This window comes from Curtobacterium sp. NPDC092190 (assembly GCF_044755625.1).
Classification (GTDB): domain Bacteria; phylum Actinomycetota; class Actinomycetes; order Actinomycetales; family Microbacteriaceae; genus Curtobacterium.
Genome location: NZ_JBIVRJ010000002.1, coordinates 138805 through 165153, shown reverse-complemented (window position 1 = coordinate 165153; position 26349 = coordinate 138805). Strand labels below are relative to the sequence as shown.

General features: G+C 72.9%; 21 protein-coding genes. 7 read left to right on the top strand and 14 right to left on the bottom strand.

The window, feature by feature from the left end; genetic code table 11:
• Positions 1 to 334: 334 nt before the first annotated feature.
• Together ACIQFY_RS04965 and ACIQFY_RS04960 are read left to right on the top strand one after the other, a co-directional pair.
• A complete protein-coding gene (locus tag ACIQFY_RS04965; protein ID WP_400338545.1) occupies positions 335 to 5899 on the top strand; it encodes a glutamate synthase-related protein in 5565 nt (1854 codons plus the stop codon).
• The gene (locus ACIQFY_RS04960) at positions 5896 to 7683 is read left to right on the top strand and encodes a sulfite reductase subunit alpha (protein WP_400338543.1); all 1788 of its coding nucleotides are present in this window, start codon (positions 5896 to 5898) and stop codon (positions 7681 to 7683) included. Before ACIQFY_RS04965 ends, ACIQFY_RS04960 begins: the two co-directional genes overlap by 4 nt.
• A gap of 66 nt (positions 7684 to 7749) precedes the next feature.
• On the opposite strand, the gene ACIQFY_RS04955 is transcribed toward ACIQFY_RS04960, so the two are convergent.
• The 7 genes from ACIQFY_RS04955 to mvk all read right to left on the bottom strand — a co-directional run bounded on the left by ACIQFY_RS04955 (position 7750) and on the right by mvk (position 13860).
• Entirely contained in the window at positions 7750 to 7917 is a 168-nt protein-coding gene (locus tag ACIQFY_RS04955; protein ID WP_209685778.1) for a hypothetical protein, read from the bottom strand.
• Between the two features lie 135 nt (positions 7918 to 8052).
• Positions 8053 to 8436 (bottom strand): ATP-dependent DNA ligase, encoded by a 384-nt coding sequence (locus ACIQFY_RS04950; RefSeq protein WP_066656011.1) that lies wholly within the window; start codon positions 8434 to 8436, stop codon positions 8053 to 8055.
• Between the two features lie 103 nt (positions 8437 to 8539).
• Positions 8540 to 9730, bottom strand: coding sequence for a hydroxymethylglutaryl-CoA synthase (locus ACIQFY_RS04945; RefSeq protein WP_326496872.1), 1191 nt, complete (start codon positions 9728 to 9730; stop codon positions 8540 to 8542).
• Entirely contained in the window at positions 9727 to 10791 is a 1065-nt protein-coding gene (locus tag ACIQFY_RS04940) for a hydroxymethylglutaryl-CoA reductase (RefSeq protein ID WP_326496871.1), read from the bottom strand. The genes ACIQFY_RS04945 and ACIQFY_RS04940 overlap by 4 nt, the downstream gene beginning before the upstream one ends.
• Complete coding sequence (locus ACIQFY_RS04935) at positions 10788 to 11867, bottom strand: phosphomevalonate kinase (protein ID WP_400338540.1); 1080 nt, start codon at positions 11865 to 11867, stop codon at positions 10788 to 10790. Before ACIQFY_RS04935 ends, ACIQFY_RS04940 begins: the two co-directional genes overlap by 4 nt.
• Complete coding sequence (gene mvaD / locus ACIQFY_RS04930) at positions 11864 to 12871, bottom strand: diphosphomevalonate decarboxylase (protein ID WP_400338538.1); 1008 nt, start codon at positions 12869 to 12871, stop codon at positions 11864 to 11866. The genes ACIQFY_RS04935 and mvaD overlap by 4 nt, the downstream gene beginning before the upstream one ends.
• Complete coding sequence (mvk, locus tag ACIQFY_RS04925; protein ID WP_400338536.1) at positions 12871 to 13860, bottom strand: mevalonate kinase; 990 nt, start codon at positions 13858 to 13860, stop codon at positions 12871 to 12873. Before mvk ends, mvaD begins: the two co-directional genes overlap by 1 nt.
• A gap of 102 nt (positions 13861 to 13962) precedes the next feature.
• Between mvk and ACIQFY_RS04920 the strand changes: the two genes are divergently transcribed.
• The 3 genes from ACIQFY_RS04920 to ACIQFY_RS04910 are packed head-to-tail and all read left to right on the top strand — an operon-like array spanning position 13963 to position 15889.
• On the top strand, positions 13963 to 14439 hold the full coding sequence (locus ACIQFY_RS04920) for a MarR family transcriptional regulator (RefSeq protein WP_326496869.1): 477 nt from the start codon (positions 13963 to 13965) through the stop codon (positions 14437 to 14439).
• Positions 14440 to 14464: 25 nt separating this feature from the next.
• The gene (locus ACIQFY_RS04915; RefSeq protein ID WP_066656027.1) at positions 14465 to 14887 is read left to right on the top strand and encodes an organic hydroperoxide resistance protein; all 423 of its coding nucleotides are present in this window, start codon (positions 14465 to 14467) and stop codon (positions 14885 to 14887) included.
• A 27-nt stretch (positions 14888 to 14914) separates the two neighbouring features.
• Positions 14915 to 15889, top strand: a complete 975-nt coding sequence (locus ACIQFY_RS04910) for a zinc-binding dehydrogenase (RefSeq protein WP_326496939.1) — start codon at positions 14915 to 14917, stop codon at positions 15887 to 15889.
• An 81-nt stretch (positions 15890 to 15970) separates the two neighbouring features.
• Here ACIQFY_RS04910 and ACIQFY_RS04905 read toward each other — a convergent pair whose 3' ends face one another.
• From ACIQFY_RS04905 to ACIQFY_RS04895, 3 genes are all read right to left on the bottom strand, one after another.
• Positions 15971 to 16675: a DUF4396 domain-containing protein gene (locus tag ACIQFY_RS04905; protein ID WP_209685788.1), complete on the bottom strand. Its 705-nt coding sequence runs from the start codon at positions 16673 to 16675 to the stop codon at positions 15971 to 15973.
• Positions 16676 to 16787: 112 nt separating this feature from the next.
• Complete coding sequence (locus tag ACIQFY_RS04900) at positions 16788 to 18245, bottom strand: sugar porter family MFS transporter (RefSeq protein WP_400338533.1); 1458 nt, start codon at positions 18243 to 18245, stop codon at positions 16788 to 16790.
• 133 nt (positions 18246 to 18378) lie between these two features.
• Entirely contained in the window at positions 18379 to 18888 is a 510-nt protein-coding gene (locus tag ACIQFY_RS04895; protein WP_066656042.1) for a hypothetical protein, read from the bottom strand.
• A 110-nt stretch (positions 18889 to 18998) separates the two neighbouring features.
• Between ACIQFY_RS04895 and ACIQFY_RS04890 the strand changes: the two genes are divergently transcribed.
• On the top strand, positions 18999 to 19904 hold the full coding sequence (locus ACIQFY_RS04890) for a LysM domain-containing protein (protein WP_400338531.1): 906 nt from the start codon (positions 18999 to 19001) through the stop codon (positions 19902 to 19904).
• Between the two features lie 187 nt (positions 19905 to 20091).
• Here the strand turns inward: ACIQFY_RS04890 and pgi are convergent, their stop codons facing one another.
• The 4 genes from pgi to ACIQFY_RS04870 form a co-directional block, all read right to left on the bottom strand.
• Entirely contained in the window at positions 20092 to 21801 is a 1710-nt protein-coding gene (gene pgi, locus ACIQFY_RS04885; protein WP_400338530.1) for a glucose-6-phosphate isomerase, read from the bottom strand.
• A 143-nt stretch (positions 21802 to 21944) separates the two neighbouring features.
• Complete coding sequence (locus ACIQFY_RS04880; protein WP_400338528.1) at positions 21945 to 24236, bottom strand: heavy metal translocating P-type ATPase; 2292 nt, start codon at positions 24234 to 24236, stop codon at positions 21945 to 21947.
• Complete coding sequence (locus tag ACIQFY_RS04875; protein ID WP_400338526.1) at positions 24233 to 24451, bottom strand: heavy-metal-associated domain-containing protein; 219 nt, start codon at positions 24449 to 24451, stop codon at positions 24233 to 24235. Before ACIQFY_RS04875 ends, ACIQFY_RS04880 begins: the two co-directional genes overlap by 4 nt.
• Positions 24452 to 24481: 30 nt before the next feature.
• Positions 24482 to 24784, bottom strand: coding sequence for a metal-sensitive transcriptional regulator (locus ACIQFY_RS04870; protein ID WP_066656058.1), 303 nt, complete (start codon positions 24782 to 24784; stop codon positions 24482 to 24484).
• Positions 24785 to 25067: 283 nt separating this feature from the next.
• On the opposite strand from ACIQFY_RS04870, the gene ACIQFY_RS04865 reads away from it, so the two are divergent.
• Complete coding sequence (locus ACIQFY_RS04865) at positions 25068 to 26270, top strand: helix-turn-helix domain-containing protein (protein WP_400338524.1); 1203 nt, start codon at positions 25068 to 25070, stop codon at positions 26268 to 26270.
• Positions 26271 to 26349: the final 79 nt, after the last annotated feature.

Sequence of the window (26349 nt, the reverse complement as noted above, 5' to 3'; positions counted from 1 at the left end):
AACCGGAAGCACGTCGCGCCACGGGATCCCGTGGCGCGAGGTGCTTCCGGTTGTGCGCAAGCAGACAGAACCGCGGGAGCAGAACGGCACCGGCACCGAGACCGGCACCGGCACCGGAACCGGCCGCGCACCGGACGGGAGGCGCGTGGCCGGACCGCCGCGCGCCTCCCGTCCGGCCGGTCTGTTGCACCCGCGGTATACCAAGCCGTAGCATCGGCTCACCGCACCACCCCCACACAGGGCCACGACCGCCACCACCGGTCCGCCCGCGGCGAGCGCTCCACCGATGCAGCCCTGGCCGTCCGCTGCCGGCTGAGCCCCACTGGACCCGCACGTGAACCCCTCCCCCTTCGGTCTGTACGACCCTGCCCGCGAGTCGAGCGACTGCGGCGTCGGCTTCATCACCCGTCTCGACGGGGTGCCGACCCACGACGTCATCGTCCGCGGCGACGAAGCGCTCTGCTCGATCCCGCACCGGGGCGGCAAGTCCGCCGAGGGCGTCGGTGACGGCGCCGGCGTGAGCATCGACCTGTCGGTGGAGTTCTTCAGCGCGATCACCGGCGAGGAGCTCGTCGCCGGGCACTTCGGCGTCGCGAACTGCTTCGTGCCGGCCGACCCCGACGAGCGTGCCGCCGCCGTGCAGACCGTGACCGACGCGATCGAGCACGAGGGCTTCACGCTGCTGCTCGTCCGCGACGTCCCCGTCGACCACTCGGTCGCCCGTCCCGAGGCCGAGCAGTACCAGCTGCCGATCGTGCAGTGGGTGTTCCGCGCGCCCGAGGGGTGGTCCCGCACCGACGTCGACGCCGCGGCGAACCGCGCCCTGCTCGCCGTCGAGCGCGTGTCCTACACGCAGGCGGCCGAGGCCCGTGCCCCGCACGCCGCGCTCTACCCGCTGTCGCTCAGTGCCCGCACGCAGATCCTCAAGGGCCGACTGAACTCGGGCGAGGTGATCTCGTACTTCCGCGACCTCACGGACCCGCGGCACTCGGTGCGCACGCTCTACTTCCACACGCGGTTCTCGACGAACACCGAGCCGCACCCGACCATGGCGCAGCCGTTCCGGTTGATGGCGCACAACGGTGAGCTCAACACCGACCGGAAGAACCGGCTGTCGGACGAGGCACTCGCCGCCGCCCGCACCCGCAGCATCGTCCGGCCTCCCGGACAGTCGGACTCGAGCCGGCTCGACCAGACCCTGCAGAGCCGCGTGTTCGACGACGGGCTCGAGATCGTCGAGGCCGTCGTCACGCTCATGCCGCCGGCGTGGGAGAACGACCGCACCCTGACGGCCGACGTCCGGGACATGCTCGAGTACTTCTCGCTGTACGAGGAGAAGAACGACGGCCCGGCTGCCGTGATCTTCAGCGACGGCGACGTCGTCGGCGCGCGGCTCGACCGACTGGGGCTCCGTCCTCTGCGGACCGTGCAGACGGACGAGTACCTCATGGTGGCGTCCGAGTCCGGCCAGGTGACGTTCCCGGCCGACGAGGTCGTGCACCGCGGTCGCATCGAGGCCGGCGGCATGCTCGTCGTCGACCACCGCACCGGGTCGGTGATGCGCACGGACGAGGTCCTGCGGATGCTCGCCGCCCGTCGCGACTACGGGACGCTGCTCGACGCCGCCCGCGTGCACCTCGACGACCTGCCGGCGCCGGCCTACGACCGCGGCACCAGCACGCTGGGCTACGACGGCGACCTGTCGCTCGCGGGCCGCTACGTGGCGTACTCGCTGAACCAGGAGAGCTTCCGGTTCATGCTCGACCCGATGCTCGCCACCGGCTCGGAGCGCATCTCGGCGATGGGCTACGGCAACGCCATCAACGCGCTGAGCGACACCGAGGGCGGCATGGCGAAGTACTTCTCGCAGCGCTTCGCCCAGGTGACGAACCCGCCGCTCGACTCGATCCGCGAGGCCGACGGCATGTCGATGCGGGTCGCCCTCGGCAGCAAGCCGGACGGTACGGGCAGCGCGTCCGGCACGTCGAGCCGGCAGATCGTCGTGGACTCCCCCGTCCTCGGGCACCTCGACATGGTCCGCCTGCGTGACCAGACGATCGTGCCGCTCGAACGGTTCGACATGCTCTACGTGCCGGTCGTCGACGACGAGCAGGCGAACGCGGACGCCGTCCGTACCGCGACCGAACGGCTCGCCGGTGCCGTCGTGGCCTTCGCCGAGCGCCAGGGCGGGATCGCGGTCCTGACCGACCGCTCGGTGTCGTCGACGCACGCACCCCTCCCCGTGATCCTCGCCGTCGCCGCCGTCAACCAGCGGCTCATCGAGACCGGTCTGCGCCTGCGGGTGTCCGTGGTCGCCGAGTCCGGCCAGCTGCCGTCCTCGCACCACGTGGCCACCGCCCTGGGCTTCGGGGCCTCGGCCGTGTACAGCCTGTCCGCCCGGCTCCGCGCGGAGGAGAAGTACCCCGCCGCCCCCGCACCCGCCGGCCAGCTCACCGAGACGGATGCCGCCCTCAAGCGCTTCCGCAAGGCGGCCGAGAAGGCGCTGGCGAAGACGATGGGCCGCGTCGGCCTGTGCACCGCCGAGAGCTACATCGGCGGCGAGTTCTTCGAGCCGAACTACCTCGACACCGGCGACGACCTGTTCGCCCGGGTCTTCCCGCACATGGCCGCTCCGGTCGGCGGTGTCGGCTTCGCCCGCATCGCCCAGGCGTCCACCGAGTGGCACGAGCGCGCGCGCTCGGTCGCCACCGAGGGCCAGGTCCCCCTGCTCGGCCTGTTCAAGGAGCGGTCGGACGGCGCCGGACACTCGTTCGGCGTCGCGAGCGTCCGCGGCTTCGGCGGCATGACCGAGGAGCGCCCGGCCTTCGAGCGCTCCGGTGACTCCGACGCGCTGCGGCTGCTCACGCTCCGGCAGCTCGACGACTCGTTCGGCATCTCGGACACGGCGTACCGGAACACCGGCTACGACCGGCTGAGCGACGCCGAGATCGACGCGCACCGCATCACGCCGGGCTACGTCACGTTCCTGCAGACCACGCACGACGAGCGTTCCCGCCGCCCGGCGGCCCTGCGCGACGTGCTCGCCCTGCCCGCCGACGTCACCGGCATCGACGAGGCGTCGGACTTCGCGCGCGAGCTCGGCCGCTTCTCGACCACCGGGAACGCGAGCATCACGGTGCGCGGGCTGTCCGGCTCGCGGTCTTCCTCGGAGGACGCCCTGCCGGGAGGCACGTCCCGCTTCACCCTGCGGCTCACCTCGACGGGGCCCACGGGCGCACTGCGCCACCGGGCCCTCGCGGACGGGCTCGCCCTGCTGCACCCCGGCACGGTCGACGTCGACGTCGTCGCCGACGACCAGGTGACGCTGCGCGCCACCGGTGCGGCCGCCGACCTGCTCGGCCTGCTGCAGCAGGCACCGGCGAGCGTCGACGTGGCCGAGGTCCAGCCCGCGCACGAGATCACCCGGACCCTGGCGTCCGGTGCGATGAGCCACGGCGCCCTCGTCGCGACCGCGCACGAGGCCGTCGCCCACGGCACGAACATGGTCGGCGGCATGTCGAACTCGGGCGAGGGCGGCGAGCACCACTCCCGCTACGGCACGATCCGCGGCTCGCGCATCAAGCAGTTCGCCTCGGGTCGGTTCGGCATCTGGGCGGGCTACCTGGCCGACCCGATGCTCGAGGAGCTCGAGATCAAGATCGGCCAGGGCGCGAAGCCCGGCGAGGGCGGGCAGCTCCCCGCACCCAAGGTCACGGTGGACATCGCCGCGGCCCGGGGTGGGACGCCCGGCGTCGAGCTCATCTCGCCGCCGCCGCACCACGACACGTACTCGATCGAGGACCTCGCGCAGCTCATCCACGACTGCAAGGCCGCCCGGGTCCGGGTGGTCGTGAAGCTCGTGTCCTCCGAGGGCATCGGCACGATCGCGGTCGGCGTCGCGAAGGCCGGCGCGGACGTCATCAACGTCGCGGGCAACACCGGCGGCACCGGCGCCGCGGCCGTCACGAGCCTGAAGTACGCCGGACGCTCCGCGGAGATCGGTGTGGCCGAGGTGCACCAGGCCCTCGTCGCGAACGGCCTGCGCCAGAAGGTCACGCTCCGCTGCTCCGGTGCGCACCAGACCGGCTCGGACGTCGTCACGAGCGCGCTGCTCGGCGGGGACTCGTTCGAGTTCGGCACGACCGCGCTCATGATGCTCGGCTGCGTGATGGCGAAGAACTGCAACGTGAAGTGCCCGGCGGGCCTGACCACGAACGCCGAGGCCTTCGAGGGCGACCCCCGAGCGCTCGCGCAGTACCTGCTCAACATCGCGCACGACGTCCGGCAGATCCTCGCGCGCCTCGGCCTGCAGTCCCTCCGCGAGGCCCGGGGGCGCACCGACCTGCTGCAGCTCCTCGACCACCCGGCGTCCGTCGGCCGGCTGGACGTGCGGAACCTGCTCGCGCAGGTGCCCGAGAAGGTCGTCACCGACCCCGAGTACCTCGAGAAGGACTACCGCACCGACGACGCCCTGATCGACCAGGTGCGGGCCGCGCTCGTCGACGGGCACGAGCACGCCCTGACCGTGGACGGCATCGGCCTGGGCAACGCCGACAAGTCGGTCGGCGGGCAGCTCGGGATCGACGTCGAGCGCATCCTCAACCACGAGCTGCGCGGCGTCGACCTGTCCGCGCACCCGGCGGTCACCACCGACGACCGCGGTCGCCGTCGCTTGGTCGACGGCGCGGTGACGGTCCGCACCCACGGCGCTGCCGGGCAGTCGTACGGCGTCTTCACGAACGACGGCACGACGCTCGAGCACACCGGCACGGCGAACGACGGTGTCGGCAAGAGCCAGTCCGGCGGACGCATCGTCGTCCGTGCCCCGGGCGGCGGGAGCGCCGAGCGCGGCGGCAACGTCCTCGTCGGCAACTTCGCGCTGTTCGGCGCCACCGGCGGACGCACGTTCGTCGAGGGCGAGGCCGGCGACCGGTTCGCCGTCCGGAACTCGGGCGCGACGGCGGTGGTGGAGGGCCTCGGCGACTTCGGCTGCGAGTACATGACCGGCGGCGCCGTGCTCAACCTCGGCGGCTACGGCAAGGGCCTCGGCAACGGCATGTCCGGCGGGTTCCTGTACCAGTACGACCCGTCGGGAGCGGTGACCGAGCGCGCGAGCACCGACTCGCTCCTCGTCTTCCCCGTCACGGAGGCCGAGCGCGGTGCGTTCCACGAGGCCGCGGCGAAGCTGCTGCTCGAGTGGCACCTCGAGGCCACCGGGTCCGCCCTCGCCGAGCGGCTGCTCGCGGACTGGGCGACCACTCGCGAGCACGTGTTCGTCGGGATGCCGCGCGCGCTCCTGCTCAGCCAGGACGCCGACGAGATCCTCGCCGCCGCGACGCGGAACGAGCTCCTCGACGAGCTCGCGACCTCGGTGGCGACGGACAAGCTCCGGGCGTTCAAGGTGGACTACCGCGACCAGCGGACGGTGCTCGACGGCCGCGCTCCGGCGCTGGGTGACCAGGGCGAGGACACGTTCTCGCTGCTGTCGTCGTACACGGTGCTCGGGGTGGCGCAGGACGTCGCGCAGGAACGTGTGCCGGGTGCCGCGCCGAGCGACCCCCGGGTGACCGAGGCGGTGCGGAACCTCGTCCTGACCGAGGACTTCCAGGTGAAGCAGCGCGTCGTGAAGTACCTCCGCGGCACGTTCGACCGGTTCGCCGACGACGAGCTCGCGACCCTCATCGCCGTCAAGCGGCTCGACGACGCCAAGCGTGCCCTCGCACAGCGGAACAACCGTAGCGCGGACATGCCCGGCACCACGGGGTGGATCATGCACCAGAACGCCAAGAACGCCGGCCGTGTCCGCGCCGCCCGCTTCGACGAGCTGCTCGCGACCGCGGCGCTCGAGGACATCGCCGCCCGCGCCCCGCAGGCCCCCGTCGAGGCGGTGTCGGCATGAGCACGCTTCCCCCCACCGGGCAGCTGATCCCGGTCGACGCCCCGTTCTCGGCAGCGCAGGAGTCGTGGCTCGCCGGGTTCATCGCCGGCATCGCGGCCGCGGGCAAGCGTGCCACCGGCGGTGCCCCGACCACGACGGTGGACGTGCTCTTCGGGACGCAGACCGGCAACGCCGAGTTCCTCGCCGACGAGCTCGTCGCCGGCGCGAAGGCGCGCGGGCTCGGCGGACGGGCGACACCGCTCGACGCCGTGACGCCGGAGCAGCTCGCCGGCATGTCGCACGTGCTCGTCGTCACCTCGACGTACGGCGAGGGCGAGATGCCCGACAACGCCGGCCTGTTCTGGGACGCGGTCCAGGCCTCGACGGTCCCCCGGCTCGAGGGGCTGCAGTACGCGGTGCTCGGGCTCGGCGACACGAGCTACGACGAGTTCTGCCAGGCCGGGAAGCTCCTCGACCTGCGGTTCGAGCAGCTCGGCGCGACCCGCATCCACGACCGCGTCGACTGCGACGTCGACTTCGAGGACCCCGCGGCGCTCTGGAGCGCGGCGGTCCTCGACCGGCTGGCGGCCGAGGCCGGAGCGCAGCCCGGGGCGGACGGCCCCGCCGCAGCCGCGACCACGTCGTCCGCCGCAGCGGGCGCGTCGGAGGCGGGCCGCGCCTCCCGGCCGGGATCGCAGTGGAACAAGCGCAACCCGTACCGAGCCCCGCTCGTCGTGAACCGGCTGCTCTCCTCGCCGCGCAGCGCGAAGGAGATCCGGCACGTCGAGTTCGACCTCGGCACCTCGGGCATCGAGTACCGCGCCGGCGACGCCCTCGCGGTGGTACCGCACAACGACCCCGCGCTCGTCGACCAGCTGCTCGAGCACCTCGGGGCCGACGGGGCCGCCGTGTTCGACGGACGGCCGCTCGCCGAGGTCCTGCGCACCGAGCGCGAGATCCGGACGCCGTCGAAGGACCTCGTGGCCGACCTCGTGCAGCGCGCACCGGCGTCGGAGCTCGCGGCGGTCGTGTCGCACTGGGACAAGCACGAGCTCGACCGGTGGCTCTGGGGCCGCGACGTCCTCGACCTGCTCCGGGACGCCGGTACCGCGGCGCCGTCGATGGAGGAGCTGCTCCCGAACCTCCGCGGGCTGCAGGCGCGGCAGTACTCGATCTCGTCGAGCCCGCTGGCGCACCCGGACCGCATCCACCTGACGATCGCGTCCGTCCGCTACGGCGACGCGCACCGGTCCCACGCCGGCGTCGCGTCGACGTACCTGGCCGACCGGGTGCAGGCCGACGGTGAGGTCGACGTGTACCTCCAGCCGAACGCCGCGTTCGGGGTCCCCGCCGACGGCGACGCCCCGATGGTGATGATCGGCCCCGGCACCGGCATCGCTCCGTTCCGCGGGTTCCTGCACGAGCGGGCAGCGGCCGGTGCGACCGGGCGGAACTGGCTGTTCTTCGGCGACCAGCACCGCGAGACCGACTTCGTGTACGAGGACGAGCTCACCGCGATGCAGGAGTCGGGCGTGCTCACCCGGCTCGACCTGGCGTTCTCGCGCGACCAGGCCGAGAAGGTCTACGTGCAGACGCGGATGCGCGAGCAGGCGGCGGAGCTCTTCCGGTGGCTCGAGGACGGGGCGCACGTGTACGTGTGCGGCGACGCCTCGCGCATGGCGAAGGACGTCGAGCAGGCGCTCCTGGAGGTCATCGCGACCGGTCGGGGCCGCGGGGACGACGACGCGCAGGCGTACCTGGCGGACCTGCGGCGCGCGAAGCGCTACGTCCGCGACGTCTACTGAGCGGCGCCGCCGCCGAGGCGTGCCCCGGCCGCCGAGGGACCGACGGCCGGGGCACCCGAGGGACGGTCACCCGGTGACGGCGACCGACTCCGCATCCCGCACGACGAAGAAGTCCGAGTACAGCGCGCACCCGTCCGGCTCGACCAGGAGACCCCTGATCCAGATCTCGTGTCGACACTCCACCTCGACGACCGTCCCGGCGCGGTCGTCGACCGTGTCCTCCGTCGCGGACATGCGGTTCCCTCCGTCCGCGGTCGCAGCCGGCCGGCTCCCTGACGCCGGCCGTGGGGACTGTGCGTCCCGCGGCACCCGTACCCTACGGAGGCGCCCGCGACGGCCGGAACCCGTTGACCCGGCTCCGCCGCTGTGCTACTCCGTGTCGCCGGCGGACGCGGACTCCGCCGCCCCCGGGACGACCGCCCGGGACCACGCGGAGTCCGCCGCGGTGCTCGTGTCCGGTGGCTCGGGCACGAGCACGAGCCCGGCACCGGAGGTCGCCGCCGCGTAGAGCTCCTCGAGCCAGCTGCGGTTGATCGCGGGCACCCGGCTGCCCGCGAAGGTGAACCGCAGGCTGACGTTCGGGTGCAGCCAGACGGAGCTGCGCCCGTCGCCGTGGAGCACGTCGTCCTTCCACGAGAACACGAAGCGGTGGTCGCGCCGCAGCATGTTCACGATGACGATCTGCAGGTGCGTGAGCGCGCGGTCGTCGACCCGCAGGTCGAGCACCTCACCGTCGTAGACGATCTGACCCATGAGGATCCTTCTACACCGTGCCGGCGAGCGAGGGCCGGGTGCGGGACGGACGGGAGGCGCGGTGCCGGCCGGCACCGCGCCTCCCGGCCGTCGTGGGGTCGCGTCAGTCCTGCGCGGTCGCCTCGTAGTGCCGCGCACCGCCGCGCACACCCGCGAAGCGGTACGGCGCAGCCGTGACGCGGGGCCGCTCGACGTCCTCGCTCGTGGCGGCACCGGCAGCGTGCAGCTCCCGGTAGGCGTCGACCGTCAGCGGGGTGCGCGCCGCGAGCAGTGCGCGGACCCGGCCCTCGCGGCGGTGGGAGCGGTGGTCGGGCCGGACGATCCCGGTGATGAGCTCCCCGACGCTGCCCGAGCCGTAGCTGAACAGGGCGATCCGCTCGCCGCCCAGGTCGTCGTCGAGGTCGAGCAGCGCCGCGAGGCCGATCCAGAGCGACGCCGTGTAGGTGTTGCCGGTCTGCTTGTTGTAGGTGAAGCCGATCGCGAGCTCGGACTCGTCGAAGGGCACCCCGACGTGCTGCGTGAGCTTCCGGTGCGCCTTGAGCGCCATCTTCGTGAACGGCTGGTGGTGGACGAAGCGCACGATGTCCTCGTACGCCGGGCCGCCCTGCGACGCCAGGTCGTCCCACGCCCCGACGAACGCGTCGACGTACGCGCTGACCGACAGCCGGCCGTCGACGAGCGCCGTCGAGCGGTCGTTCGGCCGCCAGAAGTCGTCGACGTCGGCGGTGAAGACGCCCGCGGCGGGCTCGATCTCGATGAGGTCGGGGTCCGCGGACACCAGGATCGCGGCGGCCCCGGCGCCCTGGGTGGGCTCGGCGGCGGTGTCGACGTCGTACCGGGCGACGTCGGCGGCGATGACGAGGACCCGCTCGTGGGGTGCGCGCGCGATGATGCCGAGGGCGAGCTGCACGGCGGCGGTCCCGCCGTAGCAGGCCTGCTTCAGCTCGACCACGCGGACGTTCTGCGGGAGGCCGAGGAGCCCGTGCACGTAGACACCGGCGGCCTTGGACTGGTCGACGCCCGACTCGGTCGCGAACAGCACCGTGCGGATGCCCTCGACGCCGTGGCGGTCGATGACCTCCTTCGCGGCGGCGGCACCCATGGTGACGATGTCCTCGTCGGGCGCGGGCACGCTGAACGCGTCCTGCCCGATGCCGACGTGGTACTTCGCCGGGTCGACGCCGAGCCGTTCGGCCAGGTCGTCGAGCTCGAGCACGTGGTGGCCGGTCGCGATCGCGATGTCGTGGATGCCGACGGACAGCGGTTGCCGTGCGTCGCGCTGCTGGGCGCTCATGCTGCACCTCCTGCGGGCTTCGACCCGCGACGTTCCATGGCGACGTGCGCCGCCATCAGCTCGCCCGGGTTGGTCTGGGCGGCGAGCAGGGACAGCTCACCGCAGAGCACCGTCGCCGCGCACAGGGCGGCCAGGCGGCGGGCGTTGGCACCGGGCTCCCGGTCCTCACGGCAGCCGAGGCGCACCAGGGCGTCCTCGACGACGGGCAGGTCCCCGCCCTTGCCGTTGCCGACCGTGCCGACGATGAGGTGCGGCAGCGCCGTGGAGAAGTAGAGGTCGTCACCGCGGGCCTCGGCGTAGGTGATGCCCTGCGAGCCCTCGACGATGTTGGCGGCGTCCTGCCCGGTGGCCAGGTAGAAGCCGAGGAGCATGTTCGCGTAGTGCGCGTTCGCGGAGCGCAGGGCCCCGGCGATGGTCGAGCCGACCAGGTTCTTCGCCACGTTGAGCTCCGCGATCCGCGCAGCGCTCGACCGCAGCCGCTTCTCGACGATCTCCCCCGGGATCACGATCTCGGCGATCGTGTTCCGGCCGCGACCGCGGATGCCGTTCACCGCGGTGGCCTTCTTGTCCGTGCAGAAGTTGCCCGAGACGCTGACGTAGCGCAGGCCCGGCTCCCACGCGAGGATCGCGGGCAGGAGCTTGTCCGCCGCCTGCGTCACCATGTTGTGGCCGGAGGCGTCGCCCGTGGTGAACGCGAAGCGCAGGAACAGCAGGTCGCCGACGATCTCGGGGTGCACCTCGATGAGCTTCGCGAAGCGGCTCTGCCCGGCGACGATCTGCTCGAGTTCGTCCTGGCGCGCGAGGATGCGGCCTGCCGCGATGTGCGCAGCGGCGGCGCTGTCGGCCTTCACGACGACCGAGCGGGTCATGCGCTCGTCGACGACGGTCGCGACGATGCCGCCCTCGACCATGCGCGAGATGCGGGCACCGCGACCGACGGACGGCCACAGCGGCGACTCGTACGTGGCGAGGGGCACCTCGTGCTCGCCCTCGACGGCGTTGCCGCTCACGCGGATCGGCCCCACCCACTTCGTGGGGACCGGGGTCAGCAGGTCGGTCATTCGACGCTCCCTTCGGGCGCTTGCACCGCGACGCTGAGGTGTCTGATGTCGTGCGCCTCCCAGGCGCGGTGGATGCCGGCGAGGTCGGTGTCCGCCGGGACGAGCGCGATGCCGCAGTCGCCGCCGCCGGCACCGGACGGCTTCGCCGCCCCGCCGGCCGACTCGACGACGTCGCACAGGGTCGCGAGCCGCTCGGTCTCGATCTGCGAGCCGACGGACGCGCCGAGGCGCTGCATGAGCACGCGGGCGCGCCGAAGGGCATCGAGCGTCATCGCCGCGTCGCCGGTCCGGAGGCCCGTGGTCAGGTCGTCGACGCAGGCTCGACTGTCGTCGAGGAACGCCTGGTACCCGCCGTTGCGGTGCTTCCGGACCACGCTGACGAGCTTCGTCGTCGACGCCGGCGAGCCCGTCCAGCCGACCAGGAGTTCGAGGTCCGCCGGCGCGGGCAGGCGCTGCACGTCGAATCCGGTCCAGGCGTCGGTGTCGTCGAGGATGGCGGTCACGGAACGGCTGTCGAGCATGGCCACCAGGCGCTCGCGGTCCGGTGCGCTGTAGCGGAGCCAGCCGCCGAAGGTGCTCGCGGCGAGGTCACCGCCGGACGCGCGCGGGTTGACCCGGACGGTCGCGAGCAGCGCGACCCGGAAGCGGTCCCGCTGCGAGAACCCGATGCCGTAGAAGCGGTCGAGTGCGCCGACCGTGGCGACGGTGACCGCGGCCGAGGATCCGAGTCCGAACTTCCGACCGCTGGCGTCGTCGAGCTGGCTCTCGATGCGCAGGTCGTGGAACCGTGGTGCGATCCCACGCTCGGCCCGGAGCTTCTCGACCAGGTCGATCGTCGCCATGACGTAGTCGTAGGGGTGGTGCTCGCGGTCCAGCGCCAGGCCGTCCTCGTCGCGGGTCCACGTCAGCGGGAGGTGCCCGTACTCCTCGGAGTGCACGCTCCCGGAGCCGTGGCCCTCGCGCACCCGGGCGGTGATGGCTCGGTCGAGGGCGATGAGCACGGACGGCTGCCCGGGCTCGACGACGGCGTACTCGCCCGCGACGAACAGCTTGCCGTGGGCGCGGAACTCGATCACTCGGCGGTCTCCTCCGGTCGGACGGCACCCACTCCGGGTGCCTCCGTCCCTTCGGAGCGGACGACCCGTGCGCCTGGTCCGGTGCCCGACTCGATGACGTCTCCGAGACCGGCGAGCGCCGTGGCGACGGCACCGCGGTCCTCGGGCTTCGTGAGCACCACGACGTTCGGGCCGGCGTCGGCGGTGGCGTACGCCTCGGTCCCGGCGGCACGGAGCTCGGCGACGGCGTCGAACACGGCGACGCTGCGGGCGTTCAGGTAGCGGATGGGCGGGAAGGCACCCTCGATCGTCGCGTGCATGCGGAGCGCGTTGCTCTCGGTGAGCTCCCCGATCCGGGTGAAGTCACCGGCGGCGCAGGCGTCGAGCATCTCCCCCACGGTCTCGGTCGTCGACGTCACCCACGCCGGGTAGAACGGCGAGGTCGCGATCGTCCGGCGCATCGCCTCGCGCGAGCCGATCGCCTTCTCGCCGGCGGAGATCGTCACCACGACCATGGCCATCGGCGGGGCGGGGACGCGCTCGGCGTAGGAGCCCTGATCGTCGCCGGCGTGCCAGACCGCGACGCCGCCGGGGATCGAGCGCGTGGCGGACCCCGAACCGCGTCGGGCGAGCCGGGAGAGGTCGCGCTCGGACAGGTCGAGCCCGTAGGCCGCCGACGCCGCGGTCGCGAGGGCCGCGAAGCCGGACGCGCTGGAGGCCAGCCCGGCGCCGGTGGGCACGGTGTTCTCGGAGACGACGGCCGCGCGGTCGTACGACCCGGCGAGCTCGCGCACGAGGTCGAGGAACTGCTGCACGCGGAGCAGCGCACCCTCGGGGGCCGCGCCGCCGTTGAGCACGAGCGAGTCGGCGTCCGCCGCGGCGTCGAGCGTCACGGTCGTCGTGGTCGGGAAGACGTCGAGGCCCATCGACACGCTGCCGGTGGCGGGCAGGGCGAGTTGCGCGTCGGCCTTGCCCCAGTACTTCACGAGCGCGATGTTGGGGTGCGCGACGGCGGTGGCGGTCATCAAGCGCGGGCTCCGATCGTGGTGGTCCAGGTCTCCGTCGCGCCCGCGGCACGGAGTGCGGCGGACACGCGGTCGGCGTGCTCCCCGTCCGCGACGAGCGCGAGGACGCATCCGCCGCGCCCACCGCCGGTGAGCTTCGCGCCGAGGGCGTCCGCACAGCGTGCGGCGTCGACGAGCCGGTCGAGGTCCGCGCTCGACACGTCGAGTTCGGTGAGCAGTTCGTGCGCGGCGTCCATCGTGGCACCGAGGGCCTGGGCATCGCCATCCTCGAGTGTCCCCCGTGCGCGTCGCGCGAGGGCGCCGATGGCATCGACGACGCCGTCGACCGTGGCGGGGTCGGCGTCGTGCCGTTCCCGGACGGCCGCGACTGCCTCGCGCGTGTGCCCCGGGACACCGGTGTCCGCGACGACGAAGGTGAACACCGCGCCGAGCGGGACGGGCTCGACCACGCCGCCCTCGAACCACACGGGCACCTCGGCGACGACCCCTCGGGCATCGAGTCCGGAGGGGCGGCCGTGGGCGACGCGCTCGCACTCCTGCACGAGTTCGTGGTGCTCCTCGGGGTCGAGGGTCCGACCGAAGACGTCGGCCACGGCGGCGGTCACGGCGGCGGCGACGGCGGCGCTCGAACCCATGCCCCGGGCGGTCGGCACGGCACTGTCGACCCAGACGTGCACGTGCTGCTCCTCGGCGCCGAGGTGCCGGAGCGTCGCGGTCACGGCGGTCACCGTCGGCAGCACCGCCGCCGGTGCGGTGTCGAGGGGTCCGGTGTGCACGGTCGACTCGAGCCGGCTGCCGTCGCCGGGTGCCACCGGGGTCACCGTCGCGGTCACCCGCACGTCGAGCACGGGGAGCACGAGCGCGGGTACGCCGTACACCACGGCGTGCTCGCCGATCAGGATCGTCTTGCCGTGGGACGACGCTGACCCGGTGCGGAGGCTGGGTCCTGCTCCCGGGGTCGCGGTGCTGTCGGTGTCGTTGCTGGTCATCGTGGCTCAGGTCAGCCTAACCGGCCGTGCGCGCGACCGCCCGGTGCCCGGCTGTGAACAACTTGGTTGTGCACAACCGAGTTGCGTGCCACACTGGTGGGCATGCCGGTGACCGACGAGATGGTGTGCTTCTCGCTCTACGCGGCGTCCCGGGCGACCACCCAGGCGTACCGCGCACTGCTGGAGCCCTGGGGACTGACGTACCCCCAGTACCTCGTCCTCGTGACCCTGTGGATCGAGGGCGACCAGACCGTCTCCACGCTCGGCGAGCACCTGCAGCTCGACTCGGGCACCCTGTCGCCGCTGCTCCGGCGCATGGAGCAGGCCGACCTGGTCCGCCGCGAGCGCCGCAGCACCGACGAACGCGTCGTGACGGTCACGCTCGGCGACCGCGGTCGCTCGATCCGCCCCGAGCTCGCGCACGTCCCCGCGCGCATCGCCGCCGGGATGGGCCTGTCCGACGAGCAGGCCGCCCTCGAGCTCATCGCGACGCTCCAGCGCCTGACGGCGACCATGCACGCCGCGGCCGACGACACCGGAACCACGACCACCGACGCCCCCACAGCGTCGGACGACTGACCCCACGAAGGAAGGAAGGACCCCCATGGACGTCCTCTACACCGCCGAGGCGCTCGCCACCGGTGAGGGCCGCAACGGCCACGTCGCCACCAGCGACGGCCGCGTCGAGCACGACCTCGCCATCCCGAAGGAGATGGGTGGCTCCGGCAACGGCGCCAATCCCGAGCAGCTCTTCGCAGCCGGCTACGCCGCGTGCTTCCACTCCGCGCTGCAGGGCGTCGCCCGCGCGCAGAAGGTGAAGATCACCGACTCGACCGTCGGTGGCCGCGTCTCCATCGGCCCGAACGGCCAGGGCGGCTACCAGCTCGCCGTCATGCTCGAGGTCGTCATCCCCGGCCTGGAGCACGACCAGGCCCAGGCCCTCGCGGACGCCGCGCACCAGGTCTGCCCGTACTCGAACGCCACCCGCGGCAACATCGACGTCACCATCGTCGTCTCGGAGGACTGACCCATGACCGACACCACCCCCACCACCATGCGCGCCGTCGTCCACGAGACCTTCGGTGAGCCGGCCGACGTCCTGACCGTCGCCGAGCGCCCCGTCCCGCAGCCCGGCCCCGGCCAGGTGCTCGTCCGCACGGTGCTCTCCCCCATCCACAACCACGACCTGTGGACGATCCGCGGCACCTACGGGTTCAAGCCCGAGCTCCCCGCGGCCAGCGGCACCGAGGCGCTCGGCGTCGTCGAGGCCCTGGGCGAGGGCGTCGACCGCCTGCAGGTCGGCCAGCGCGTCGCGGGCGGCACCTTCGGCGTCTGGGCCGAGTACTACGTCGCCGACGCCGCCGGGCTCGTCCCCGTGCCGGACGCCATGCCCGACGAGTCCGCCGCGCAGCTCGTCTCGATGCCGTTCAGCGCGATCAGCCTGCTGCACTCGCTCGACCTGCACGAGGGCGACTGGATCATCCAGAACGCCGCGAACGGCGCCGTCGGCCGCATGGTCGCCCAGCTCGGCAAGGCTCGCGGCATCAACGTGATCGGTCTGGTCCGTCGCGCCGAGGGCGTCGAGGAACTGCGGGAGCAGGGCATCGACCGCATCGTCGCCACCGACGCCGAGGGCTGGCAGGACCAGGTCCGCGAGCTCACCGGCGGTGCCCCGATCGTCGCGGGCGTCGAGTCCGTCGGCGGGAAGGCCGCGGGCGACATCGCCTCGGTCATGGGCGAGAACGGCACGCTCGTCGTCTTCGGCGCCATGGCGTCGCCGACGCTCGAGATCCCGTCCGGCAAGGTGATCTTCGGCCAGCTCACCGTCAAGGGGTTCTGGGGCGCCGTCGTCAGCAAGACCATGCCGGCCGAGCTCAAGGGCCAGCTCTTCGGCGAGCTCATCACCCGCGTGCTCGACGGATCGCTGACGCTCCCCGTCTCCGAGACCTTCGTCTTCGAGGACGCCCGCGACGCAGCGCGTGCCAGCGACACCGCCGGCCGTGTCGGCAAGGTGCTGCTGCGCCCGTAGCAGTGCAGCACCCCGGGACGGACGGGAGGCGCGGTGCCAGCTGGCACCGTGCCTCCCGTCCGTCGCGGTGTGCGCCGCAGGTCACATCGCCTCCTTCAGCCCCTTCCGCACCAGGAGCGCGTTCATCGGGTACGAGCAGACGAACCCGGCGACCATCGCGACCTGCATCGCGACCCAGAACTCGGGTGTCAGCACGCCGACGCGGCCACCGAGCACCGCCGGCAGCAGCGCGAACTGCAGCACCGCCATCGCGCCGTACATACCGACCTGCCACGCGGTGATGCTGAGGGTGTCGGCCTTCAGCGCGGCGACGAGCCCGTCCCGCCAGCCGAGCCCGCGCATCGGCGCAATCGCCGCGTACTGGAACGCGATACCGACGACGAACGCGATGACGAAGTCGATGATCCACCCGGCGAACATGCGGTCCTGGTAGAGCGTGCCGAGCCCGACGAGGGTGCCGAGGGCCGGGAAGGCGACGAGCCCGAACTCGCCGACGAGGTCACCGAGCGCACACCCGGCGCCGCAGTGGCTCGTGTCGATCGCGGTGCCCGCCCACCGGCCGTGACCGCCCACCGTCGCGCGGCCCCGGCGGAGGTAGAAGACCAGCCACACCACGCTGCCGAAGAGCATCGTCAGCGGCCAGACGAGCGCCATCACCCGCATGTGCGGCGGGTGCCGGACGACGTCGACCGCGACGACGAGCGCGCAGCCGACCGCCACCACGAGGAGCACCGCGCAGACCGCGGTCAGCGTCGTCGGCAGGTCGCCCACCTGCAGTTCGGTCATCGCATGCGCCTCCCGTGATCGTTGTCGCCCGACAACGGTGCACCGTACACACCCGGATCGGAGCCCCGGTCGGGCAGGCGTCCCCCGGCGTCCGTCCGCGTGGCAGCGCGGGCTACCGCTGCGCCTGCTCCGCGGCGACGGCGGAGACGTCGCCGGTGGGCAGCCCCTGCTCGACCTCCTCCAGGGTGCGACCCCGGCTCTCCGGCACGAACCTCCGGATGAAGAGCAGGGCCAGGACGCCGACCGCGGCGAACCCGAAGAAGGTGCCGGTGATGCCGGTCGCCGCGACGATCGTGGGGAAGGTCAGCCCGAGGAACGCGTTCGCGGTCCAGAGGCAGAACACGGCGATGCCCATGCCGAGCGCGCGGATCTGCGTGGGGAAGATCTCCGACAGGATCACCCACGTCGCGATGTTGAGGAACGTCTGCATCGAGCCGACGAACGCGACGACGAGGACCAGGATCACCCAGGGTCGAGCGGGGTTGCCCTCGACCAGGGTCATCGACGCGATGCCGATCAGGAAGTGGCACACTGTCGTCAGCGAGTACCCGATGACGAGCGTCGTGCGGCGGTCGATGCGCTCCATGTTGGCGAGGGCGACCACCCCGCCGACCACCGCGATGACCCCGGGAGCGATGTTCGCGATGAGGGCCGCCGACTCCTGGAAGCCGGACTCGACCAGGACGGTCTGCCCGTAGTACATGATCGAGTTGATGCCGGTGAGCTGCTGCGCGACACCGATACCGGACCCGACGAGCACGATCCGGACCAGCCTCCCGTTGCCGAGCAGCGTGCGCCACCCGCCGCCGTGCCGGGCCTCCGCCTCGCGCTCGTTCGCGCGCTCGATCGCCTCGAGTTCGGCGGTGGCGCGCTCCTCGGAGCGGACCTGCACGAGCACCGCGCGGGCTTCGCCGTACCGGCCCTTCGACGCGAGCCACCGCGGCGACTCCGGCACGCGCAGCATGCCGACGAAGAGCGCCACCGCAGGCAGGGCGCAGACGGCGAGCATGACGCGCCAGACGCCGTCGCCCTCACCCCAGAGGGTGCCGATGACGGCGTTCACCACGAAGGCGGCGAGCTGGCCGATCACGATCATGAGCTCGTTGCGGCCCGACAGCGATCCACGGATCTCGTACGGTGCGAGCTCGGCGAGGAAGACGGGCACGACGGTCGACGCCCCACCGACCGCGAGCCCGAGCAGGACCCGGCCGACGACCATGACCCCGAACGTCGGGGCGAGGACGCAGGTCAGCGTGCCGACGAAGAAGGCCACGGCGAGCAGGACGATCGTCCTCCGACGTCCCCAGCCGTCCGCGATCCGACCGCCGAGCACCGCACCGACCGCCGCGCCGAAGAGCAGCGAGCTCGTGACGACGCCCACGGTCAGGTCCGTCAGGCCGAGCTCCTGCTGCATCGGGAGCAGCGCCCCGTTGATCACACCGGTGTCGTAGCCGAAGAGCAGGCCGCCGAGGGTCGCGACGAGGGCCAGGACACCGAGACGGCGGCGGTGGGGGCCCTCCCCCACCGGGGGGAGGGCGACCTTCGGTGCTGTCGGCGCGGTCTCGACCATTGCGTGGCTCCTTCGTCGGGTGCCCTCGCGACGGTGCGCGCGGCGATCGTGTCCCGTTCCGTGTCCCGTCGACCGGACCGCTCACCCGTGCGGCCGGCCGATCCTCCGACCGGTCGGCGGAGGCCGGTGCTGCTCAGTCGGAGTCGGCCGGACCGTCGCCGAGCACGTCGCCGAGTGAGGCCATGCCGGCCCCGTGGTCGGTGTAGCGGCGGACGGTCCGTCGGGCCGCTGCACTCGCGGCCCCGCCGAGCGCCGGGTTGCGCCGCGCCGCGTCCGCCACCCGACCCGCGTGCCCGGCGGTGGACAGCAGGACGTTCGCCAGTGCGCGTGCGGCGCCGGACTCCGGGACCCCGGTGACCGTCCAGGCGCTCCGGAGCTGCTCGTCCGGTGTGACCCCGCGACGGGTGCCCATCCGGTGCCAGTCGGAGAGGGCGCCCTCGGTGCGCTCAGCGGCCCGCTCGACCTCTCCTGCTCGCCGGCGCTGGACCGCGCGGACGGCGTCGGCCGAAGCATCGTCCGTCCCGTGCTCGCGCCCCTCGACGGCGGCGGCACGCTGCCGGGCGGCCGTGTCGTCACCGCCCGCCTCGGCGATGCGAGCGGCGTGGGCGGCGGCTGCGGCGGCGAGGATGTCGTGGCGGTCCATGCCTCGACGGTAGCCGCTCGCGCCGACAGCTACGTCCCTCGACACATCCGCTCGCCGCCGCTCCCTGCCGCGCCGGGTCCGCCGGTAGCATCTCGAACCGAGGGGGAATCATGAACCGAACCGTTGCGACCGGTGCCACCGCTCTGGTCGTCGCCGTCGCGCTGTCCGGTTGCTCGCTGCTCGGCGGGTCCGACGGAGCGCTCCCGGCACCCTCGGCCCCGCCGACGGCGAGCCGGACGTCCACCCCGTCGCCGACGGTGACCGAGGACCCGGACGCCGCCCGGCTCGAGGCCTCGGCGACCCCGCGCGCGCCCACCCCGGTCGCGTCCGAGGCCGCCGTCCCCGACCCCGTGCTCACCCCGATCCCGGCCGGGACGGTGCTGACCGAGGGCGACGTCGCCTCACCGAAGGGCAGCATCCACTTCCACTACCGCGTGGTGGCGGACGGCGACGACACCTTCACCGCACAGTTCAGCGGCGTGACCTCGTCGCTGCCCGTCCCGATCGGGGCCGGGTTCTTCGAACGCGAGCGGACGGTGGGCGACGCACTGACCTACGCCGGCGTGGGCGACACCGTGCTCGGCGGTCCGACCCCCGCGCCGGTCGCGAAGGACGTGCCGCTCGACGGCTCGGGTGTCGACCCGTCGGGGCTCGTGACGCTCGTGGTGTCCTCGGCGGCCGACCCCGGCCAGGCCGACCTCCCGATCGAGATCGCGGCCGGCAAGGTGCTCGCGGTCGCGCCGGTGCGTTGGTCGGTCCCGGAGCGGCAGACGAACGTGCACCCGGTCGACGGCGGAGCACGGTCGAACGCCTCCGGTCCGGTCACGGCGGCGACGGCGTCCGGTGCGCCGCGCTCCTACACGGTCGCGCCGGACGACCTGATCGGCGACGTCGCGGCACGCTTCGGCATCAGCGTGAAGGCGCTCGTCTGGTTGAACGCCGACGTGCAGGTGTTCGGCGACGACCAGTACCTGTACGAGGGGACGACCCTCAACCTCGACCCGCTCGCGCGCTGACGCCGGCTGGTCGCACGCCCGCCGAGTCTCGCGCAGGCGGACGTGTTCGCGGCCCTCGAGCCGCGAAGGTGTCCGCGAGGCCGAGTCTCGGGGCCGAGGCCGCCCCGCGGCAAGCGCGACCACGCACCGGACGGGAGGCGCGGTGCCAGCTGGCACCGCGCCTCCCGTCCGTCGTCAGGTGCGTGGGCTACTCGCCGCGCAGCTCCAGGTACTTGGCGATGAGCGCCTTCGTCGAGGAGTCCTGCGACGCGAGCGCGTCCTGGTCGCCGTCGACCGCCGGGGCGATCTGCAGCGCGAGCTGCTTGCCGAGCTCGACACCCCACTGGTCGAACGAGTCGATGCCCCAGATGGTGCCCTCGGTGAACACGATGTGCTCGTAGAGGGCGATGAGCTGACCGAGCACGCTCGGGGTGAGCTCCGGCGCGAGGATCGACGTCGACGGCTTGTTGCCCGTGAAGGTGCGGGCCGCGACGATGCCCTCGTCGGTGGTGCCCTCGGCGCGGACCTCGTCGGCGGTCTTGCCGAACGCGAGCGCCTTGGTCTGCGCGAAGAAGTTCGCCAGGAACAGCGCGTGGACGTCCTGGCCCGGCTGCACGGCCTTGCCGTCGCCCGACTCGTCCTTGAGCGGACGCGCCGGCTTCGCGACGGTGATGAAGTCCGCCGGGATCACGCGGGTGCCCTGGTGGATGAGCTGGTAGAACGCGTGCTGGCCGTTGGTGCCCGGCTCGCCCCAGAAGACCTCGCCGGTGTCCGTCGTGACGGGCGAGCCGTCCCAGCGGACGCGCTTGCCGTTCGACTCCATCGTGAGCTGCTGCAGGTACGCGGCGAAGCGGTGCAGGTACTGCGTGTACGGCAGGACCGCGTGGCTCTGCGCGCCGAGGAAGTTCGTGTACCAGACGTTGAGCAGGCCCATCAGGACGGGGACGTTCTGCTCGAGCGGCGTGGTGCGGACGTGCTCGTCGACGGCGTGGAACCCGGCGAGGAACTGCTCCCAGTTCTCCTTGCCGATCGCGATGACGACCGAGGTGCCGATGGCCGAGTCGACCGAGTAGCGGCCACCCACCCAGTCCCAGAAGCCGAAGGCGTTCTCGGGGTCGATGCCGAACGCGGCGACCTTGTCGAGCGCGGTCGAGACGGCGACGAAGTGCTTGGCGACGGCGTTCGACTTCTCGTCGTCCGACGCGTCGGTCAGGCCGAGGCGCTCCCACAGCCACTGGCGGGCGAGACGGGCGTTGGTCAGGGTCTCGAGCGTGCCGAAGGTCTTCGACGCGACGATGAAGAGCGTGGTCTCCGGGTCGAGGTCGACGGTCTTCTCGTAGATGTCGGCGGGGTCGATGTTCGAGACGAAGCGCGCCTCGAGGCCCTCCTGCACGTACGGCTTGAGCGCCTCGTAGACCATGACCGGGCCGAGGTCGGAGCCACCGATGCCGATGTTGACGACGGTCTCGATGCGCTTGCCGGTGACACCGGTCCACGAGCCGTCGCGCACCTGCTCGGCGAAGGCGTAGACCTTGTCGAGCGTGGCGTGCACGTCGGCGTCGACGTCCTGGCCGTCGACCACGAGCGCCGGCTCGATGCCCCGCGGACGGCGGAGCGCCGTGTGCAGGACGGCGCGGTCCTCGGTCACGTTGATGTGCTCGCCGGCGAGCATCGCCTCGAAGCGCTCGGCGACGCCGGTGTCCTTCGCGACCTGGAGCAGGGCGGCGAGGATCTCGTCGTCGACGAGGCCCTTCGACAGGTCGACGGTCAGGTCGGCGGCCTGGAACGTGTAGCGCTCGGCGCGACCGGGGTCGCTGTCGAACCAACCGCGCAGGTCGGGGGTGAATCCGTCGGCGATGCCGGCGAGCTTCTTCCAGCCGTCGGTCGATGTGGGGTCGACGGGAGCGGATTCGGTCACTTCGGTCCTCCTGGGTACCTTCTGGACGTACTGGACCGCGGGTCACCGCAGCGCTGCGTCGCGGACCACGTCCGAGCGTAGTGCGCTCCGGCAGGTGGCGTGCACAGTCGCACGGGAGGCACCGCGCACGTCCGCCCCGGCGGTCACGTCGTCGGGACCGTCGGCGCTCCGGCGGTGGCCCGGAAGCGACGCAGGCGCAGGCTGTTCGTCACCACGAAGACGGACGAGAACGCCATCGCCGCACCCGCGAGCACCGGGTTCAGCAATCCCGCCATCGCGAGCGGGATCGCCGCGACGTTGTAGGCGAAGGCCCAGAACAGGTTGCCGCGGATCGTGCGGAGCGTCGCCCGGGACAGCCGGACCGCGTCCGCCACCACGGTGAGCCGACCGCTCACGACGGTGATGTCGCTCGCGGCGATCGCCGCGTCGGTGCCGGCCCCCATCGCGATGCCGAGGTCCGCCGCCGCGAGCGCCGCCGCGTCGTTGACCCCGTCGCCGACCATCGCGACCGTCCGCCCCTCGGCCTGCAGTCGCCGGACGGTCTCGAGCTTCGAGGCCGGGGTCGCACGCGCGTGCACCTCGTCGATGCCGACGCGGGCCGCGACGGCGCGCGCGGCGCCCTCGTTGTCCCCGGTGAGCAGCACCGGGCGCAGGCCGAGCGCGACGAACCGCCGGACGGCCTCCGGCGCCTCGGGCTTCACCGTGTCGCCGACGACGACGGCGCCGAGCACCGAGCCGCCCCGGCCGACGAGGACCGCGGTCCCGCCGTCCGACTCGGCAGCGGCGACCTGCACGGCCAGCGCCTCGTCCACCGGCAGGGCCCACGCCTCCGCCAGCCACCGGGCGGTGCCGACGACGACCACCTCGCCGTCGACCACGGCCTGCACGCCCGCGCCCGGCGTCGCGGCGAACTGCTCCGCGACCGGGACGTCGAGTGCGCGGTCCCGCGCGGCCCGGACGACCGCACGCGCCACCGGGTGCTCGGAACCGTCCTCGACCGCCGCCGCCACCGCGAGCAGCGGTCCGTCGGCGTCCGGTGCGCCGTCGACCGGCAGGATCGCCGTCAGGCGCATCTCCCCGGTCGTCACGGTGCCGGTCTTGTCGAGCACGATCGTGTCCACGGCGCGGGTGCGTTCGAGCGCCTGGGGGCCGCCGATCAGGATGCCGAGCTGCGAGCCACGACCCGTGCCGACGAGCAGCGCGGTGGGCGTCGCGAGCCCGAGGGCGCACGGGCAGGCGATGACGAGCGTCGCGACCGCGGCGGTGACGGCAGCGGTCAGGGACCCGCCGGCGACGAGCCACCCGACGAACGCGACCACGGCGAGGCCGATCACGACGGGTACGAACACGGCGGAGACCCGGTCGGCGAGTCGCTGCACCGCGGCCTTGCCGGTCTGGGCGTCCTCGACGAGGCGTCCCATCCGGGCGAGCTCGGTGTCGGCACCGACGGCGGTGACCTCGACCACGAGCCGACCACCGACGTCGATGGTCGCGCCGGTCACGCGGTCGCCGGGTCGCACCTCGACCGGGACCGACTCGCCGGTGAGCATGCTGAGGTCGACGGCCGACGAGCCCTCGCGCACGATGCCGTCGCTCGGGATCCGCTCCCCCGGTCGGACGACGACGACGTCACCGACGACGAGCGACGCGGCGGGCACACGGGTCTCGACGGGACCGGACGGCCCGTCGCGGAGCACCGACGCGTCCTTCGCGCCGAGCTCGAGCAGCGCGCGCAGCGCCGCCCCGGACCGCTGCTTCGCCCGGGCCTCCATGTACCGGCCGGCCAGGATGAAGACCGTCACGGCCGCGGCCACCTCGAGGTAGAGGTCGCTCGCCTCGGGGTCCGTGGCGAACCACGAGAAGGTCATGTGCATGCCGGGGGCACCGGCGTCGCCGAGGAACAGTGCGTACAGCGACCAGCCGAACGCGGCGACGACGCCGAGGCTGACCAGGGTGTCCATGGTCGCGGCGCCGTGTCGGGCGTTCACCCACGCGGCACGGTGGAACGGCAGCGCTCCCCAGACGGCGACCGGTGCCGCCAGTGCCAGGGCAGCCCACTGCCAGTTCGGGAACTGCAGGACCGGCACCATCGAGAGCAGGACCACGGGCAGCGCCAGCACGGCGGAGACGACGAGCCGCTGCCGCAGGGGCGCGGTCGCGGCGTCGGGGCCGGTGGCGTCGTCGACGTCGTCGGCAGAGCCCGGAGTCGGCTGCCGCACGTGGACGGTCGCCCCGTACCCGGCGGCCTCGACCGCCGCGACGAGCGCCGCGGTGTCGACCGTGTCCGGGTCGGTCACCGACACCTGCGCCTGCTCGGTCGCGTAGTTCACGGTCGCGGAGACGCCCGGCAGCTTGCCGAGCTTCCGCTCGACGCGGTTCGCGCACGAGGCGCAGGTCATCCCCGTGATGTCGAGCTCGACGACGCCCTCGCTCACCGGGACACGACCTCGTACCCCGCCTCCGCGATCGCGCCGCGGAGGGCCTGGTCGTCGATCCGGTGGTCGGACGTGACGGTGACGGACGACGACCCGCCGGGCACGAGGTCCACGGCGACGTCGGTCACGCCGACGAGCTCGGAGACCTCCTCGGTCACGCTCGCCACGCAGTGCTCGCAGGTCATCCCGGTCACGGCGACGGTCTCGGTGGTCATGGGTCCTCCTCGGTGTGTGGTGCGGTGGGGTCAGGAACGGACGAGTCGGGCGATGGCGTCGCTCGCCTCGCGGACCTTCGCGTCGGCAGCGTCGCCGCCCTCGGCCACGGCCTCGGCGACGCAGTGGCGCAGGTGGTCCTCGAGCAACGACAGGGCGACCCGTTCGAGCGCCCGGTTCGCCGCGGAGATCTGGGTCAGCACGTCGATGCAGTACGTCTCGTCCTCGACCATGCGCGCGATCCCGCGGACCTGCCCCTCCGCGCGGCGCAGCCGCTTGAGCAGGTCGTCCTTGTCCTCGATGTACCCGACGTGTGCGTGCGGTGCTGCTGGCATCCTGACCTCCATCCCCCCAACAGGGTACCCCCCTGGGGTATTTCGTGCTCGTCGATCCCTCGGGAGGCGCAGAGTTGTCTGAGAATTCGTCATTGAGGGGCGGGATCGCTCGTCGCTGCGGGCGAGGGTCGGCGTGCGCCGACGGATCCCCGCCGTGGCGCGGATCGAACCGGTACCCACCGGACGGGAGGCGCGTGTCGCGGCCGCCACGGGCCTCCCGTCCGGCAGCGCCCACCCGGGACGCGGAAGCGCGCATCCCGGACAGTGCTGGCATGATGCGCGGGTGAGCACCTCGTCGACGAACGGTTACCGCCGCCTGCGGTTCACCGAGAGCGACGGCACCGACTACGGCCGGATCTTCTCGGCCGAGTACAACGGCCGCGACCTCGGTACCGAGACCTACGTCGCCGAGGGCACCCGGTACGAGTACACGATCGTCGGCGACGACGACGTCACGCTCCGCACCATGCGCGCCGAGGGTGGACGGCGCGGTGGCGTGATCGGCCCGCGCAACGACCACGTCGTGTTCTGGCTCACCCGCGGACGACTCGAGATGCACTTCGCCGACCGGACGCGGGTGATCGAACCGGGGAGCCCCTACATCGCCTCGGCGTCCGAGGCGTACCGGTTCGAGTCCGCCGACACCGTCTACAACGGCCTGCACGTGTCGGACCCGTTCCTCCGGTCGGTCGGCGCGGAGCTCGGCTACCGTCTGCCGGACGGCCCCCTGCTGTTCGACCAGCAGGACGAGGCGATCGCCCGGCGCGAGCCGCTCCGCCGCCTGGTGCAGGACCTCGCGCCGGCGCTGCTCGACGACCGCGTGGTCGGTCCGATGCGCACGGCCCTGAACCGGCGGCTCGCGGTGGTCGTCCTCGACACCTTCCCGATCCGCAACCGGGGCCAGGACGTCCCGGTCGCGAACCGGCTGCGCGACGCGATCCGCCACATCGAGGCACACGCACAGGACCGACCGTCCGTCCCCGAGATCGCGGCCGCGTGCGGACTGAGCCAGCGCGGCCTGCAGGACGTCTTCGCGCGGACGCTCGGCACCACACCGAACCGGTTCATGCGCGACCACCGGCTCGACTGCGTCCGTCGTGCACTGCTGCGCGCCGCCGGCGACGAGGGCGTGACACCGGTCGCCCGACGATGGGGCTTCACCAACCCCGGCCGTTTCGCCGCGGCCTACCGGGAGCGCTTCGGCGAGGACCCCGCGGCGACCCTGCGCGGCTCACGGGCCGCGCGACCCGACTCCGGCCGGACGTCCTGGCGGGTCCGACGTGCCGTCGCGCACATCGTCGAGCACGCCGACGGCGACCTGACCGTCGACGAGATCGCGGACGCTGCGGGGGTGCGTCCCCGCCGGTTGCAGCAGCTCTTCCGACAGGAGTGCGGACTGTCGCCCATGGCGTACGTGCGCTCCGTGCGCTCCGTGCGGGACGCTGGGTCGCGCAACACCGGGGCCGGTATCGGCGGCACCGGCTGACCCTCCGCTGTCGGGGTACACGGAGAACCGGCGTTCTGGCGCTTTCCCTGGAAGGGCGCTGAATCACACCGGACCCGTG